At 67.9% G+C, this 15,388-nt stretch carries 15 protein-coding genes; 10 read left to right on the top strand and 5 right to left on the bottom strand.

The annotated features are described in order from the left end of the window. The first annotated feature begins 27 nt into the window (after window positions 1–27). The 4 genes from LGN19_RS27310 to LGN19_RS27295 all read left to right on the top strand — a co-directional run bounded on the left by LGN19_RS27310 (window position 28) and on the right by LGN19_RS27295 (window position 4,379). On the top strand, window positions 28–696 hold the full coding sequence (locus LGN19_RS27310; protein ID WP_226218150.1) for a TetR/AcrR family transcriptional regulator: 669 nt from the start codon (window positions 28–30) through the stop codon (window positions 694–696). 210 nt (window positions 697–906) lie between these two features. After that, window positions 907–2,061, top strand: a complete 1,155-nt coding sequence (locus LGN19_RS27305; protein WP_226218148.1) for a pyridoxal phosphate-dependent aminotransferase — start codon at window positions 907–909, stop codon at window positions 2,059–2,061. Window positions 2,062–2,132: 71 nt separating this feature from the next. Continuing rightward, window positions 2,133–2,921, top strand: a complete 789-nt coding sequence (locus tag LGN19_RS27300) for an ABC transporter substrate-binding protein (protein WP_122946576.1) — start codon at window positions 2,133–2,135, stop codon at window positions 2,919–2,921. Window positions 2,922–2,936: 15 nt separating this feature from the next. Next, window positions 2,937–4,379: an FAD-binding oxidoreductase gene (locus LGN19_RS27295; protein WP_226218146.1), complete on the top strand. Its 1,443-nt coding sequence runs from the start codon at window positions 2,937–2,939 to the stop codon at window positions 4,377–4,379. Window positions 4,380–4,424: 45 nt separating this feature from the next. Here LGN19_RS27295 and LGN19_RS27290 read toward each other — a convergent pair whose 3' ends face one another. The 4 genes from LGN19_RS27290 to LGN19_RS27275 form a co-directional block, all read right to left on the bottom strand. Continuing rightward, window positions 4,425–4,997 carry a PadR family transcriptional regulator gene (locus LGN19_RS27290; RefSeq protein ID WP_122944084.1) on the bottom strand — a complete coding sequence of 191 codons (573 nt, stop codon included), beginning with the start codon at window positions 4,995–4,997 and terminating at the stop codon, window positions 4,425–4,427. A 68-nt stretch (window positions 4,998–5,065) separates the two neighbouring features. After that, on the bottom strand, window positions 5,066–5,497 hold the full coding sequence (gene cadR, locus LGN19_RS27285) for a Cd(II)/Pb(II)-responsive transcriptional regulator (protein ID WP_011350541.1): 432 nt from the start codon (window positions 5,495–5,497) through the stop codon (window positions 5,066–5,068). A gap of 60 nt (window positions 5,498–5,557) precedes the next feature. Next, window positions 5,558–6,028: a hypothetical protein gene (locus LGN19_RS27280; RefSeq protein ID WP_226218145.1), complete on the bottom strand. Its 471-nt coding sequence runs from the start codon at window positions 6,026–6,028 to the stop codon at window positions 5,558–5,560. Continuing rightward, entirely contained in the window at window positions 5,983–6,135 is a 153-nt protein-coding gene (locus LGN19_RS27275) for a hypothetical protein (protein ID WP_226218144.1), read from the bottom strand. Before LGN19_RS27275 ends, LGN19_RS27280 begins: the two co-directional genes overlap by 46 nt. Window positions 6,136–6,139: 4 nt before the next feature. Between LGN19_RS27275 and LGN19_RS27270 the strand changes: the two genes are divergently transcribed. Together LGN19_RS27270 and LGN19_RS27265 are read left to right on the top strand one after the other, a co-directional pair. Further along, window positions 6,140–8,248: a heavy metal translocating P-type ATPase gene (locus LGN19_RS27270; RefSeq protein ID WP_226218142.1), complete on the top strand. Its 2,109-nt coding sequence runs from the start codon at window positions 6,140–6,142 to the stop codon at window positions 8,246–8,248. Window positions 8,249–8,258: 10 nt separating this feature from the next. After that, on the top strand, window positions 8,259–8,624 hold the full coding sequence (locus LGN19_RS27265; protein WP_174960114.1) for a zinc ribbon domain-containing protein: 366 nt from the start codon (window positions 8,259–8,261) through the stop codon (window positions 8,622–8,624). An 84-nt stretch (window positions 8,625–8,708) separates the two neighbouring features. Here the strand turns inward: LGN19_RS27265 and LGN19_RS27260 are convergent, their stop codons facing one another. After that, window positions 8,709–9,587: an AraC family transcriptional regulator gene (locus LGN19_RS27260; protein WP_226218140.1), complete on the bottom strand. Its 879-nt coding sequence runs from the start codon at window positions 9,585–9,587 to the stop codon at window positions 8,709–8,711. A gap of 274 nt (window positions 9,588–9,861) precedes the next feature. Between LGN19_RS27260 and LGN19_RS27255 the strand changes: the two genes are divergently transcribed. From LGN19_RS27255 to eutC, 4 genes are all read left to right on the top strand, one after another. After that, window positions 9,862–11,325 carry a mechanosensitive ion channel gene (locus tag LGN19_RS27255; RefSeq protein ID WP_089449663.1) on the top strand — a complete coding sequence of 488 codons (1,464 nt, stop codon included), beginning with the start codon at window positions 9,862–9,864 and terminating at the stop codon, window positions 11,323–11,325. 347 nt (window positions 11,326–11,672) lie between these two features. Further along, window positions 11,673–13,085 (top strand): ethanolamine permease, encoded by a 1,413-nt coding sequence (gene eat, locus LGN19_RS27250; RefSeq protein ID WP_174960120.1) that lies wholly within the window; start codon window positions 11,673–11,675, stop codon window positions 13,083–13,085. A 100-nt stretch (window positions 13,086–13,185) separates the two neighbouring features. Then, complete coding sequence (locus LGN19_RS27245; protein ID WP_226218137.1) at window positions 13,186–14,583, top strand: ethanolamine ammonia-lyase subunit EutB; 1,398 nt, start codon at window positions 13,186–13,188, stop codon at window positions 14,581–14,583. After that, the gene (eutC, locus tag LGN19_RS27240; protein WP_122944090.1) at window positions 14,580–15,374 is read left to right on the top strand and encodes an ethanolamine ammonia-lyase subunit EutC; all 795 of its coding nucleotides are present in this window, start codon (window positions 14,580–14,582) and stop codon (window positions 15,372–15,374) included. The genes LGN19_RS27245 and eutC overlap by 4 nt, the downstream gene beginning before the upstream one ends. The last annotated feature ends 14 nt before the right edge of the window (window positions 15,375–15,388 follow it).

Raw genomic sequence — 15,388 nt, 5'->3', positions numbered from 1 at the left:
TCCCTGCTGATTTCCAGAGTAGCAAATATGCCGCCGCGACATGTTCAGGTTCCGGCGCCGCCCGGCCAGCCGGCGGCGCAACCCGCGCCAGCGTTGCGCCGCCGGCCGCGCCAGTCGCGCGCGCAGGCGAGTTCCGACGCGCTGCAGCAGGCGTTCGTTCAGCTTTTGCTCGAACGCGGCTACGCGAAAGCGACGATCCGCGAGATCGCGGCCGTCGCGGGCGTCAGCATCGGCACCTTCTACGAGTATTTCGGCGACAAGCAGAGCCTCGCGGCGCTCTGCATCCACCGGCACGTGCTGGCGTTGGCCGACCGGCTGCGCGATGCCGCGACGCGACTGCGCGGTGCGCCACGGGCCGAACTCGCCGCCACGTTCGTCGACCTGCAGGTCGAGGCGATCGGCGCCGACGCGGCGTTGTGGGGCGCGCTCTTCGCGCTGGAGCGGCAGGTGTCGCCGCTCACCGCCTACCGCCGGCATTACGACGCGTATGTCGCGCTGTGGCGCGACGCGCTCGCGCACGCGGCCGATCCGCCGCCCGCCGCACGGCTCGACGGGCTCGCGCGGATGGCTCACACGATCTGCTACGGCGGTCTCTCGCAGGCGTTGCTGACGCTCGGGCCCGCGTTCGACCTCGCCGCGTTGCGCGGCGAACTGCGGGCGGTGCTGCTCGCCTACCTGACGGCGGCCGGTCAGTAACATCCCCTAGGGGAAATGCCGGATTCGCATGTCAGCCTGGCAGGCGAGCCTTGCCGTTGCATGCTCCTCTTCACGAGCCATGAGAAAAATGCATGGCCGCCATGACGAACTTTCGATTGTTCGCCGATATTGGCTCGGGCTAAATCATGCGGCAGATGCAGGCCGCGCGCGTCGCGCGGGGCTGCCCGAAGGACATCAGAAGGAGGAGTCATGCGAAGCGCCACCGCGCCCCGTTCGAAACTGCCCGACGTCGGGACGACGATCTTCACGGTGATCGGCCAACTGGCTGCTCAGCACGATGCGTTGAACCTGTCGCAGGGCGCGCCGAATTTCGCGCCCGATCCGGCGCTCGTCGAAGGCGTCACGCGCGCGATGCGCGACGGGCACAACCAGTACGCGCCGATGGCCGGTGTCATGGCGCTGCGCGAGCGGCTCGCCGAGAAGACCGAGGCGCTGTACGGCGCGCGCTACGACCCGGCCACCGAGATCACGGTGATCGCGAGCGCGAGCGAAGGGCTCTACGCGGCGATCAGCGCGCTCGTGCATCCGGGCGACGAGGTGATCTACTTCGAGCCGTCGTTCGACAGCTATGCGCCGATCGTGCGGCTGCAGGGCGCGACGCCGGTGGCGATCAAGCTGTCGCCCGAACATTTCCGCGTGAACTGGGACGAAGTCGCCGCGGCGATCAACCCGCGCACGCGGATGATCATCGTCAACACACCGCACAACCCGACCGCGACCGTGTTTTCCGCCGACGATCTCGAACGGCTCGCGCAGCTCACGTGCGACACCGGCATCGTGGTGCTGTCCGACGAGGTCTACGAGCACGTCGTGTTCGACGGCGCGCAGCACCAGAGCGTGGCGCGCCATCGCGAGCTGGTCGAGCGCAGCGTGATCGTGTCGTCGTTCGGCAAGTCGTTCCACGTGACGGGCTGGCGGGTCGGGCATTGCCTCGCGCCGGCCGAGCTGATGGACGAGATCCGCAAGGTGCACCAGTTCATGGTGTTCGCGGCCGACACGCCGATGCAGGTCGCGTTCGCGGAAATCCTCGCGCGGCCGGACAGCTATCTCGGCCTGTCGGCGTTCTACCAGGCCAAGCGCGACCTGCTCGCGCGCGAGCTGGCCGATTCCCGTTTCGAGCTGCTGCCGAGCGAAGGCTCGTTCTTCATGCTCGCGCGCTTCCGGCACTTCTCGGATGAAAGCGACAGCGATTTCGTGCTGCGCCTGATCCGCGACGCGCGCGTCGCGACGATTCCGCTGTCGGCGTTCTATACCGACGGCACCGATGCCGGCGTGATCCGGCTCAGTTTTTCGAAGGACGACGCGACGCTGGTTGAAGGCGCGCGGCGGCTGCGTTCGCTGTAAGGCCCGTACGGAAATTGGCGACGGGCATCCGGCGACGGGAGCGTCGCACCGACCAGACACAGGAGATCACGATGAAGCACACGGCCACTCTGAAACTCGCGTTCGCACTCGCGTGCGCCATCGGCTCGGGCGCGGCGCTCGCCGATGCGCAGACGCTGCGCTTTGGCCTCGAGGCGCAATATCCGCCGTTCGAATCGAAGGCGCCGAACGGCGACCTGCAGGGCTTCGACATCGACGTCGGCAATGCCGTCTGCCAGACGGCGAAGCTGTCGTGCAAATGGGTCGAGACGTCGTTCGACGGCCTGATTCCCGCGCTGAAGGGCCGCAAGTTCGACGTGATCAATTCGGCGATGAACGCGACCGAGCAGCGCCGCCAGGCGATCGATTTCACGACGATCATCTATCGCGTGCCGACCCAGTTGATCGCGCGCACCGGCAGCGGCCTGCTGCCGACGCCGGAATCGCTGAAGGGCAAGCGCGTCGGCGTGCTGCAGGCGTCGATCCAGGAAACCTTCGCGAAGGCGCACTGGGAGCCGGCCGGCGTCGCGATCGTCGCGTACCAGGACCAGAACCAGGCGTACGCGGATCTCGTGTCGGGCCGTCTCGACGCGTCGCTCGTGCTCGCGCCGTCCGGCCAGCGTGGCTTCCTGTCGCGTCCGGACGGCAAGGGCTTCTCGTTCGTCGGCCAGCCGGTGCACGACGACAAGATCCTCGGCAGCGGCATCGCATTCGGGCTGCGTAAAGGCGACAGCGCGCTGAAGGCGAAACTCGATGCGGCGATCGACAAGCTGAAGGCGGACGGCACGGTGAAGTCGCTCGGCCTGAAGTATTTCGGCGATATCGACATCTCGGCGAAGTAAGCGGGGCCGCGCGCGATGCAGAACCGGAACACGGCCGCCACGGGCGGCGAACAGGGCGGCGCATCGCTGTCGGGTGACGCACTCGAAGCCGCGCTCGAAGCCGCGCTCGCCGCGGAACTGGGCGAGGCGCTCGTCACGCGCCCGGCCGACATCGATCCGCGTTACTTCACCGCGTACAACGAGCCGGCCGGCGTGCGGCCGCGCGCGCTGGTGCGCCCGCGCAGTGTCGACGACGTGTCGCGCACGCTCGCGCTGTGCGCGCGGCTCGGCCAGCCGGTCGTGCCGCAGGGTGGTTTGACGGGGCTCGCACGTGGCGGCGTCGCGCTCGGTGGTGAGGTCGTGCTGTCGATGGAGCGCTTCGCAGGCATCGAAGCGCTCGACGCGGCGGCCGGCACGATGACGGTACGCGCGGGAACGCCGCTGCAGACGGTGCAGGAAGCCGCGGAAGCGGCCGGTTTCACGTTCGGCGTCGATCTCGGCGCGCGTGGCTCATGCCAGATCGGCGGCATGCTCGCGACCAATGCGGGCGGCACGCGCGCGATCCGCTACGGGATGATGCGCGAGCAGGTGCTCGGGCTCGAGGCCGTGCTCGCGGACGGCACGGTGGTGTCGTCGATGAACCGGATGCTGAAGAACAACGCGGGTTACGACCTGAAGCAACTGTTCATCGGCAGCGAGGGAACACTTGGCGTCATCACGCGCGCCGTGCTGCGACTGCACCCGTTGCTCGCCGCGCCGGCCACGGCGCTCTGCCGCGTGCGCGACTACGACGCGGTGGTCGCGCTGTGGAACCGCGTGCGCATGCTGCCGGAGGTCGTCAGCTTCGAGGCGATGTGGCCGGCGTTCTACGATTACGTTGCGCGTCATACGCCGGGTGTTTCAGCGCCGTTTGTCGGCGACGATGGTTTCACGGTACTGATCGAATGCGCGACGAGCGCACCGGGCGGCGACGCGCACCAGGCGCTGGAAACCGGTCTCGCGGCGGGGTTCGACACAGGGCTCGTGGAGGATGCGGTGCTCGCGACATCGGAGCGGCAGGCGCGCGACCTGTGGACGTTGCGCGAAGGTCTCGCGATCGATGCGTTGCCGCATCTCGTCAACTTCGACGTGAGTCTGCCGACGGGCGAACTCGGCGAATTCGCCGAGCGCTGCGAGGCGGCGCTGCGGGCGCACTGGCCGGACGTCACGTGCCTGTTCTTCGGCCATGTCGGCGACGGCAACGCGCATATCGGCGTGTCGCTGGCCGGGATGACCGACGCGGAGCTCGACGCGCTCGATCACTGCGTGTACGCGGTGGTGCGGGACATGGGCGGCTCGGTGTCGGCTGAGCACGGGATCGGCGTGCTCAAGCGCGCTTATCTCGCGCATACGCGCAGCGACGCGGAAATCGGGCTGATGCGACGCCTGAAGGCCGCGCTGGATCCGCTCGGCATCCTGAATCCCGGCAAGGTGCTTTGATCGGGCCGATGCGCGTTGCCGGCGGGAGCCGGCCCGCATCACGCGTCAGCCGTTCACCCAGCGCAGCGCGCCGATCTTCAGGTGTTCGACGACGCTGCGTGCCCATTCGAGTTCGGCATTGAGCAGGACGAGCGCGTGCTCGTTCTGCAGCAGGAACAGGCGCGGCACCTGATCGGCCTGCGCGTTGGCGCGCAGCGTTTCGAGGCGCTCGCGCTCGGCGTCGAGCCGCGCGATCCGAAGCTCGAGCTGGTGGCGTGCATCTTCGGCGTCGAGCAGCGGCAGGAACGCGAGACCGGCGCCGAACGCCGGGAATTCGCGCGCGGGCTCCGCGAGCAGCGTATGCAGCCACGCCTGCCCGGCCGTGTGCCCGGCCTCGGTCAGCGCATACAGCGTGCGCTCCGGAAACGCGCCGTCGCGCTCGGTGTCGTGCACGGCGATCATCCCGTCGCGCAGCAGCCGGTCGATCGTCTGATAGAGGCTCGTGCGTTGCCGCACGTTGACGACTTCGTCGTACCCGCGAGCCTTCAGTTGCTGCAGCATCCCGTATGGATGCATCGGCGTTTCGGTGAGCGTCGCGAGGACGGCCAGCGCGAGCGGGGATGGGCGACTAGCTGACATGAATAGTTATGATGTATCTAGTAATAATATAACTATTCTCAACCAGACTATCATATTTCACAAGGGTTTCAGCCGAGGTGCGAGCGCTTCGCGGCCGGCGCGACGGTTTCCATCGTCGCGAGACCGTGCACGATGCCGCAATCCTCGACCGAATGCTCGCCGACGCACTGGCGGCGCAATTCGGTGAGCTGGTCGCGTAGATGCGTGAGTTCCGCGAGGCGCGCATCGACGTGCCCGATGTGTTCGTCGAGCAGCGAATTGATCGAATCGCACGGATCGGCCGGCGTGTCGGTGAGCTGCAACAGCGCGCGGATTTCGTCGTGCGCCATGTCGAGCGCGCGGCAGTTGCGGATAAAGCGCAGCCGTTCGACGTGCACGTCGGTGTAGTTGCGGTAGTTCGAGTCGGTGCGCTCCGCATCCGGCATCAGACCCTCTTTCTCATAGAAACGGATCGTCTCGGGCGTGCAGCGGGCCGCTTTGGCCAGTTCGCCGATCTTCATGACCTTTCTCCCTGTAAGGGGTTGACCTTGTAGTGGCTTCAGGGTGTTAACTCTACACCGTTAGCCATTGAGGAGGTTGTCATGACCGACGCCCAGCGTACCCACGACCCACGACACCGTCATGCCGGCGGCGCCGCTCCGTGCTGCGCCGACGCGCACGATACGGATACGGCCACCGTCGCCGATGCGGCGCCGGCGGCCGGCGAGCACGCGCACGGCGAGGTCGCCGCAGCGCGCGGCGCGCAGTCGCGCGCCGATAGCCACGACCACGATCATGAACATGAACATGATCACGGGCACGCGGGTCGTGAAGATGGTCACGTCCACGGCGCCGGTTGCAGCCACGGCAGCGGCAAGGAACACGACCACGACCATGGTCATGACCATGCGCACGAGCACGAGCACGAGCACGAGCACGAGGACGGCGACGGGCATGTCCACGGCGCCGCCTGTGCACACGGCAGCGCCGCGCACGACCATGCCGGTCACGACCACGACCACGACCACGACCACGACCACGACCACGACCACGACCACGCGGCCGGCGATTGCTGCGCGCCTGCCGCGCTGACGCTCGCGCCGCTGCCGGTCGCCCAGGCGACTGCGTCGGGCCACGTGCGTTCCGCGTTCCGGATCATGCAGATGGACTGCCCGACCGAGGAAACGCTGATCCGCAAGAAGCTCGGCGGGATGAGCGAAGTGTCGGCGCTCGAGTTCAACCTGATGCAGCGGATGCTGACGGTCGAGCACGTGCCGAACGCCCAGCCGGCGATCGAAAGCGCGATCCGCTCGCTCGGGATGACGCCCGAGGCAGCAGCGCCCGGCGCGCCGGCTGCGCGCGTCGCCGACGCGCCCGCGAAGCCGTGGTGGCCGCTGGCGCTGGCCGGCGTCGCCGCGATCGCGTCCGAGGGCGCGACCTGGGCCGGCCTGCCGGTGTGGCTCGCGGCGGCGCTCGCGCTCGCTGCGGTGCTTGCGTGCGGGCTCACCACGTACAAGAAGGGCTGGATCGCGATTCGCAACGGCAACCTGAACATCAACGCGTTGATGAGCATCGCGGTGACGGGCGCGATGGCGATCGGCCAGTGGCCGGAAGCCGCGATGGTGATGGTGCTGTTTACGATTGCCGAGTTGATCGAGGCGAAGTCGCTCGACCGGGCGCGCAATGCGATCCAGGGCCTGATGCAACTCGCGCCGGATACGGCGACCGTGCAGGACGCCGATGGGTCGTGGCGCACGATCGAGGCCGCGCAGGTGGCGCTCGGCGCGGTCGTACGCGTGAAGCCGGGCGAGCGGATCGGGCTGGACGGCGAAGTCGTCGCGGGCCGCTCGACGGTGAACCAGGCGCCGATCACCGGCGAGAGCCTGCCCGTCGAAAAGACGACCGGCGACGCCGTGTACGCGGGCACGATCAACGAATCGGGTTCGTTCGAATACCGCGTGACGGCCGTCGCGGCCAACTCGACGCTGGCGCGGATCATCCACGCGGTTGAGGAAGCCCAGGGCGCGAAGGCGCCGACGCAGCGCTTCGTCGACCAGTTCGCACGCGTCTACACGCCGATCGTGTTCGCGGTCGCGCTGCTGGTGGCAGTGGTGCCGCCGCTCGTGATGGGCGGTGCGTGGCACGACTGGATCTACCGCGCGCTGGTGCTGCTCGTGATCGCGTGCCCGTGCGCACTGGTGATCTCGACGCCGGTGACGATCGTGTCGGGGCTCGCGGCCGCGGCGCGGCGCGGGATTCTCGTGAAGGGCGGCGTCTATCTGGAAGAAGGGCGCAAGCTCGTGTGGCTCGCGCTCGACAAGACCGGCACGATCACGCATGGCAAGCCGGTGCAGACCGACTTCGACCTGCATGCGGCCGATGCCGACGAGGCACGTGTGCGGCACCTCGGCGCGAGCCTCGCGGCGCGTTCCGATCACCCGGTGTCGCAGGCGATCGCAACTGCAGCGCGCGATGCCGGCACGACGGCCTTTGACGATGTGCAGGACTTCGAAGCGATCGTCGGGCGCGGCGTGCAGGGCACGATCGACGGCACGCGCTACTGGCTCGGCAATCACCGCCTCGTCGAGGAACTCGAGCGCTGCTCGACGGCCCTCGAAGCGAAGCTCGATGCGCTCGAACGGCAGGGCAAGAGCGTTGTGGTGCTGGTCGACGAAGCGCGCGTGCTCGGCATCTTCGCGGTGGCCGACACGATCAAGGACACGAGCCGCGAGGCGATCGCGGATCTGCATGCGCTTGGCATCCGCACCGCGATGCTGACGGGCGACAACCCGCATACCGCGCAGGCGATCGCGCAGCAGGCCGGCATCGACGACGCACGCGGCAACCAGTTGCCGGAAGACAAGCTCGCGGCGGTCGAGGAACTGGCGGCCGGCGGCGCGGGTGCGGTCGGGATGGTCGGCGACGGGATCAACGATGCGCCGGCGCTCGCGCGCGCCGATATCGGCTTCGCGATGGGCGCGATGGGCACCGACACGGCAATCGAGACGGCCGACGTCGCGCTGATGGACGACGACCTGCGCAAGATTCCCGCGTTCGTGCGGCTGTCGCGCGCGACGCATCGCGTCCTGGTGCAGAACATCGGCTTCGCGCTCGGCGTGAAGATCGTGTTCCTCGGCCTCACGGTCGCGGGGCTCGGCACGATGTGGATGGCGGTCTTCGCGGACGCGGGCGCAAGCCTGATCGTCGTGGCCAACGGTTTGCGGCTGTTGTCGTCCTCGGGGGCGTTCGGCAGCGCGCAGGCCAAGCGTTGAGGAGCAGGCGATGAGCTTTCTGAAACGAATCCTGGGCGGCCACGGAGGTGGCCATGGCGGCGGGCACGGCAACAGCGGCCACGGTGGCGGGCATCATGGCGGGCAGCGCCAGGACGGGCATGGCGGCCACGATGCGCGCGGCCGCGATCGCCACGGCTGGGGCTGGCAGGCGCCGGCCGACAGTCGAAGCGGGCAGGGCGGGAACGTGCCGCTGAGCCAGCTTGCCTGTGCGGGCTGCGGCGCACTCAATGCGACGGATGCGCGTTTCTGCGCGCAGTGCGGTGCCGCGCAACGCGGCAAGTCCTGCAGCCGCTGCCACTCGGCGCTGGCGGACGACGCGCGGTTTTGCCCCGGGTGCGGGACGCAGGCTGCATAAGCAAGTTTGTCCGCGCATTCGCGCCGGCGGCGTGTGAACGCCGGCCGGCGCGCTTCGTTTCAGGGCCGGCGCACGGCCCTTCGATCAGCGCAGCGGCAGGTAGAGCTCGGTGCGCAGATCGGCCGGCGCGGTATCCATCGGCGAATTGAGATACAGCTCGAACGGCGGCGCGTTGGCGGCTTCGCGGCCCGAATGGCGCAGCCAGTCGCCGTAGAGCCACTGGTAGGCCGTCTTCAGGTCCGCATACGGCCCCGTATGCAACAGCACCGCGTATTCGCCGCCTGCCACCGTCGCGCGCTCCACTGGCGGCGCGGGTTCGACGTCCGGCGCGCCGTCGGCCGGCATGATGCAGGCTTTTGCACGCAACTGCGCTTCGGGCGTCGTGTCCGGATCGTCGTAGAAGATGCCGATTACCTTCGCGCCCGGGCCGATCAGCCCGTGTTGCCCGACCCACGCGCCGATTCGCATGAATGCGTCGCTGACCTTCATGTACGGCCCGGTGTGCGTCACGGCATAGCCGTGCAGATCCGGCAATCGCCGGATTTCGACTTCATGCTTGAACATGTCTCCTTCTCCTCGTTGTAGCGGATAGATGGGTCGGTGGCTGCCGGTGCGCCGGTGCTGCGCGGGCGGCACGCCGTATGCGTCGCGAAACGCCCGCGCGAACGCGTGCGTCGAACCGTAGCCCGCGCGCCGCGCGATCTCGTCGATCGGCCGCGCCGTGCACACGAGATCCTCGGACGCGCGCACGATCCGCATCCGCCGCACCGTCAGCACGATCGACTCGCCATACAGCGCGCGATAGACGCGCTGCCAGTGATACGGCGACAGGCACGCGACTTCGGCGAGCCGGTTCAGGTCGAGCGGGCCGTCGAGGTGCGTGCGGATGTATTCGTGGACGCGAGCCACGCTCGCCGCATAGCGGATCCACGCGGGTTGGTCGGTTTTCGTTTCGACGGTCATCGGCGTGTACGGGCAGGAACCGACGCCACGGTAGCACGGCCCGAATGGACAAATCTTGCGGAAATGCGTAGGGCTATCCATCCGCCCCTTTTTAATTTTGACGAAATGGGGTCTTGCCCCTCCGCGATCTATGTCTAAAGTTAAAGACGGTGAAATCGGGTGATCGCGTCATTTTTCTCGGGTAAGTTGCTCCGTCGGGGCAGCACGCTTTTCGAAGTACGCAGGTAGTTCGTCGATGTTCAATCGCAACACCACGTTTTCGGGAGAAGAAGAAATGGATGCTTCCAGCTTCATCACGTCGCTGCAGACCACGCTAGGGGGGTATCTGCCAAAGATCGCCGGCGCGATCGGCATCCTGGTGATCGGCTGGCTGATCGCCGTCGTGGTGCGGGCCGGCGCGATGCGCCTGCTCGGCGCGCTGAAGGTCGATCAGCGGATCAACGAAAGCACTGGCCAGGGCGCGTACGTCGAACGCATCATCGCGGGCGGGCTGTTCTGGCTCGTACTGCTCGTCACCGCGGTGGGCATCTTCAACGTGCTCAACCTGTACGCGGTCTCCAACCCGTTCTCGTTGCTCGTCACGCACATCGTCAACTACCTGCCGAACCTGATCGGCGGCGCGGCGCTGACGCTGATCGCGTGGCTCATCGCGTCGCTGTTGCGCAGCCTCGCGAACCGCGCGCTGAAGGCGAGCAAGATCGACGACAAACTGTCCGAAGGCGCCGGCATGCAGCCGATGAGCGGCTATCTCGGCGACGTGCTGTTCTGGCTCGTGATCCTGATGTTCCTGCCGGCGATCCTCGCGTCGTTCGCGCTGTCGGGGCTGCTGTCGCCGGTGCAGGGGATGGTCGACAAGCTGCTCGCGATCGTGCCGAACCTGTTCGCGGCCGCGGTGATCGGCATCGTCGGCTGGATCGTCGCGCGCGTGCTGCGCGGCCTCGTGACGAACCTGCTGGTCGCGGCCGGCGCCGATCGCCTCACGCAGCGCCTCGACAGCCCGACGCCCGTGCGCGTGTCGAGCCTGATCGGCACGATCGTCTACGTGTTCGTGTTCGTGCCGACGCTGATCTCCGCGCTCGACGCGCTGAAGATCGACGCGATCTCGGTGCCGGCCACCAACATGCTGAACCAGTTCCTCGGCGCGGTGCCGGACATCGTCGCGGCGATCGTGATCGTGCTGGTGACGTTCTACTTCGCGCGCTTCGTCGCGTCGCTCGCGCAGAAGCTGCTGGAAGCCGCGGGCGCCGACGGGCTGCCGGCCGTGCTCGGCGTCGAGCGCGTGTTCTCGGGGATCCTGCAGCCGTCGGTGCTGGTCGCGCGGCTGATCGTGTTCTTCGCGATGCTGTTCGCATCGGTCGAAGCGGCGAACCGGCTCGGCTTCTCGCAGGTGCGCGACGTCGTCACGCTGTTCATCGAATTCGGCGGCCACGTGCTGATGGGCGGCGTGATCCTCGTGATCGGCGTGTGGCTCGCGGGCCTCGCGCGCCGCGTGATCGAGCAGGCCGACCGCGAGCACAGCGTGCTGTTCGCGCGCATCGCGCAATTCGCGATCCTGGGCCTCGTGTTCGCGATGGGGCTGCGCGCGATGGGCATCGCGAACGAGATCGTCCAGCTCGCATTCGGCCTCGTGCTCGGCGCGATCGCGGTGGCGGTGGCGCTGTCGTTCGGCCTCGGCGGCCGCGAAGCTGCCGGCAAGCTGCTCGACCGCTGGTTCAACCAGCGCAGCGGCGGGCAGTAACGCCACGCTCGCGCAGCCGTCCGGTCGCGTCGTGCGGCCGGAGGGTGTTGTACGCGCGAGCGCTTGCATCCGATGGCGCGCGAATGGCACGCGACAGCGTCCGTTCGCGTGTCGTCTCGCGCGTACGACCACTACGCCGGAACCGGCCAAGGCCGCAACGGTGTCTTCCGCTGCGCGCCGGCCCCTTGCCGATCGGCGTCGGCCGTCGCGCCGCGTCCGCGTTTCCGTCAGCGAAATGTCAGCCGCGATCTTTGCCGAATTTCGATAACACGTCGTTTAATGACTCTCTAGCATCGATTCTCAGTCGCGCAGGCCGGCAGGCCCGGCGCCTTTGAGGAGAGAGTCCGATGAAAGCAGAGTCGAATGGCCGGCCCGCCGCCGGCGCCAAGTCGTCCGGCCAGCCCGCGCTGCAGCAGACGCTCGGGACCTGGCAACTGTGGGGCATCGCGGTCGGCCTCGTGATTTCCGGCGAATACTTCGGCTGGAGTTACGGCTGGGCGAGCGCCGGCACGCTGGGTTTCGTCGTCACCGCGCTGTTCGTCGCGGCGATGTACACCACCTTCATCTTCAGTTTCACCGAGCTGACGACGTCGATCCCGCATGCGGGCGGCCCGTTTGCGTATGCGCGTCGAGCGTTCGGCCCGACCGGCGGCTATCTCGCCGGTGCCGCGACGCTCGTCGAGTTCGTGTTCGCGCCGCCCGCGATCGCGCTTGCGATCGGCGCATACCTGCACGTGCAGTTTCCGGGGCTGGAGCCGAAACATGCGGCGATGGGCGCGTATCTCGTGTTCATGGCGCTGAACATCGTCGGCGTGCAGATCGCGGCGACCTTCGAGCTCGTCGTTACGCTGTTCGCGATCTTCGAGCTGCTGGTGTTCATGGGCGTCGTGTCGCCGGGCTTTGCGTGGAGCAACTTCATGAAGGGCGGCTGGTCGGGCGCCGATCATTTCAGCCTCGGCGCGTTCCACGGGATGTTCGCGGCGATCCCGTTCGCGATCTGGTTCTTCCTCGCGATCGAAGGGGTTGCGATGGCCGCCGAGGAGGCGAAGAACCCGAAGCGCTCGATTCCGATCGCGTACGTGGCCGGGATCCTGACCCTCGTGGCGCTTGCGGTCGGCGTGATGGTGTTCGCCGGCGGCGCGGGCGACTGGACCAAGCTCGCGAACATCAACGACCCGCTGCCGCAGGCGATGAAGTACATCGTCGGCGCGAACAGCGGCTGGATGCACATGCTGGTGTGGCTCGGGCTGTTCGGGCTGGTCGCGTCGTTCCACGGGATCATCCTCGGCTATTCGCGCCAGATCTTCGCGCTGGCCCGCGAAGGCTACCTGCCCGAATGGCTCGCGAAGGTGCATCCGCGCTTCAAGACGCCTTACCGCGCGATCCTCGCGGGCGGCGTGGTCGGCATCGCGGCGATCTACAGCGACGAGCTGATCCAGTTCGGCGGGCAGACGCTGACCGCGAACATCGTGACGATGTCGGTATTCGGTGCGATCGTGATGTATATCGTGAGCATGGCGTCGCTGTTCAAGCTGCGCCGCTCGCAGCCGAATCTCGAACGGCCGTTCCGCGCACCGCTGTACCCGATCTTCCCGGCGTTCGCGATCCTGGCAGCACTTATTTGTCTCGGGACGATGGTGTACTTCAACGGGCTGGTCGCGCTGGTGTTCCTCGGCTTCCTCGCGTTCGGCTACGCGTACTTCCTCGCGACGCGTTCGCAGCGTGCGAGTGCGCCGGGCGACGTGCTGCTGGAAGAATGAGCAGGGTGAAGGTGAACGGCCGTTCCTGACGGCATCCGGCGCGCCCCGTCGAACGGGCGCGCCGTCGGCTTTTGGCAAGGATGGGCAAGGAGACTCGCAGATGTCCTATACGGAGACGATCGGTCCGCGCACGTACCGTTTCGCGGACCTGAAGACGCTGCTCGCGAAGGCGAGCCCGCTGCGTTCCGGCGACCAGCTCGCCGGTGTCGCGGCGGCGAGCGAGGAGGAGCGCGTCGCCGCGAAGATCGCGCTCGCGGGCGTGCCGCTGAAGGCATTCCTGAACGAAGCGGTGATCCCGTATGAAGACGACGAGGTCACGCGCCTCATCGTCGACGATCACGACGCGCAGGCATTCGCGGAAATCTCGCACCTCACCGTCGGCGATTTCCGCAACTGGCTGCTGTCGCCGGCGGCCGACGGCGCGGCGCTCGAACGGATCGCGGCGGGCCTCACGCCCGAGATGGTCGCGGCCGTGTCGAAGCTGATGCGCAACCAGGACCTGATCGCGGCGGCGAGGAAGCGCCGCGTGGTCACGCGCTTTCGCAACACGGTCGGGCTGCCGGGCCGGATGTCGGTGCGGCTGCAGCCGAACCACCCGACCGACGACGTGAAGGGGATCGCCGCGTCGATGCTCGACGGGCTGATGTACGGCTGCGGCGACGCGATGATCGGCATCAACCCGGCCACCGACAGCCTCGCGGCGATCGTGAAGCTGCTCGCGATGATCGACGGCTTCCGCGAACGCTACGGCGTGCCGACGCAGTCGTGCGTGCTCACGCACGTGACCAACACGATCGCGGCGATCGAGAAGGGCGCGCCGGTGGATCTCGTGTTCCAGTCGATCGCGGGCACCGAGAAGGCGAACGCGAGCTTCGGGATCTCGCTCGCACTGCTCGGCGAGGCGCGCGAGGCGGCGCTGTCGCTCAAGCGCGGCACGGTCGGCAACAATCTCATGTACTTCGAGACGGGCCAGGGCAGCGCGTTGTCGGCGAACGCGCATTTCGGCGTCGACCAGCAGACCTGCGAAGTGCGCGCGTATGCGGTCGCGCGCAAGTTCGAGCCGTTCCTCGTGAACACGGTGGTCGGCTTCATCGGCCCCGAATACCTGTACGACGGCAAGCAGATCATCCGCGCGGGGCTCGAGGATCACTTCTGCGGGAAGCTGCTCGGCGTGCCGATGGGCTGCGACATCTGCTACACGAACCACGCGGAAGCCGACCAGGACGACATGGACACGCTGCTCACGCTGCTGGGTGCGGCCGGCATCAACTTCATCATGGGGATTCCGGGCGCGGACGACGTGATGCTGAACTACCAGAGCACGTCGTTCCACGACCAGCTCTACGTGCGCGAGGTGCTCGGCCTGCGCCGCGCACCGGAATTCGAGGAGTGGCTGGAGACGATGGAGATCGCCGATGCGCACGGCGCATTGCGCGCCGCGACGTCACGCGTGCCGCTGCTCGCGGGCGCGAACGACTGGATGGGGATTTCGTCATGAGCGACGCCGTCGAGAAGAACCCGTGGGCGCAGCTGAAGTCGTTCACGAATGCGCGAATCGCGCTCGGCCGCGCGGGCAACAGCCTGCCGACCGCGCCGCTGCTCGCGTTCAACCTGTCGCATGCACAGGCGCGCGACGCGGTGCACCAGCCGCTCGACGCGGACGCGCTGCGGCGCGAGATCGAGGCGGCGGGCCTGCTGCCGACGCTCGGCGTGCAGAGCGCCGCGCCAGACCGCGACCACTATCTGCGCCGGCCCGACCTTGGCCGCAAGCTGTCGGATGACAGCCGCGGGCTGCTGGCCGGCTACGGCGCGGCGCTCGACGACGCACCCGACGTCGTGTTCGTGATCGGTGACGGGCTGTCGGCGTTCGCGGCCGCGAAGCAGGCGCTGCCGTTGCTGCAGGCCGTGCGGCCGCGGCTCGACGCGGACGGCTGGCGGATCGGCCCGGTGGTGGTCGCGACGCAGGCACGCGTCGCGCTCGGCGACGAGATCGGCGAGCTGCTGCGCGCGAAGGTCGTCGCGATGCTGATCGGCGAACGGCCGGGGCTCAGCTCGCCGGACAGTCTCGGCGTGTACCTGACGTGGGCGCCGAAGGTCGGCTGCCACGACGCATTGCGCAACTGCATCTCGAACGTGCGTCCCGAAGGGCTGCCGTACGCGGGGGCCGCGCACAAGCTGCATTACCTGATGACGCACGCGCGCCGGCTCGGGCTGACGGGCGTCGGGCTGAAGGATGACAGCGACGCGTTGTTGCCGCAGGCGGAAGCGGAGCGGATCGGGGCGGACTGAACGGCTCGGAACGA

Origin of the sequence: Burkholderia sp. AU30198 (assembly GCF_020419825.1) — a bacterium.
Taxonomy (GTDB): Bacteria; Pseudomonadota; Gammaproteobacteria; order Burkholderiales; family Burkholderiaceae; genus Burkholderia.
This window is presented reverse-complemented; position numbering and strand designations above follow the sequence as displayed.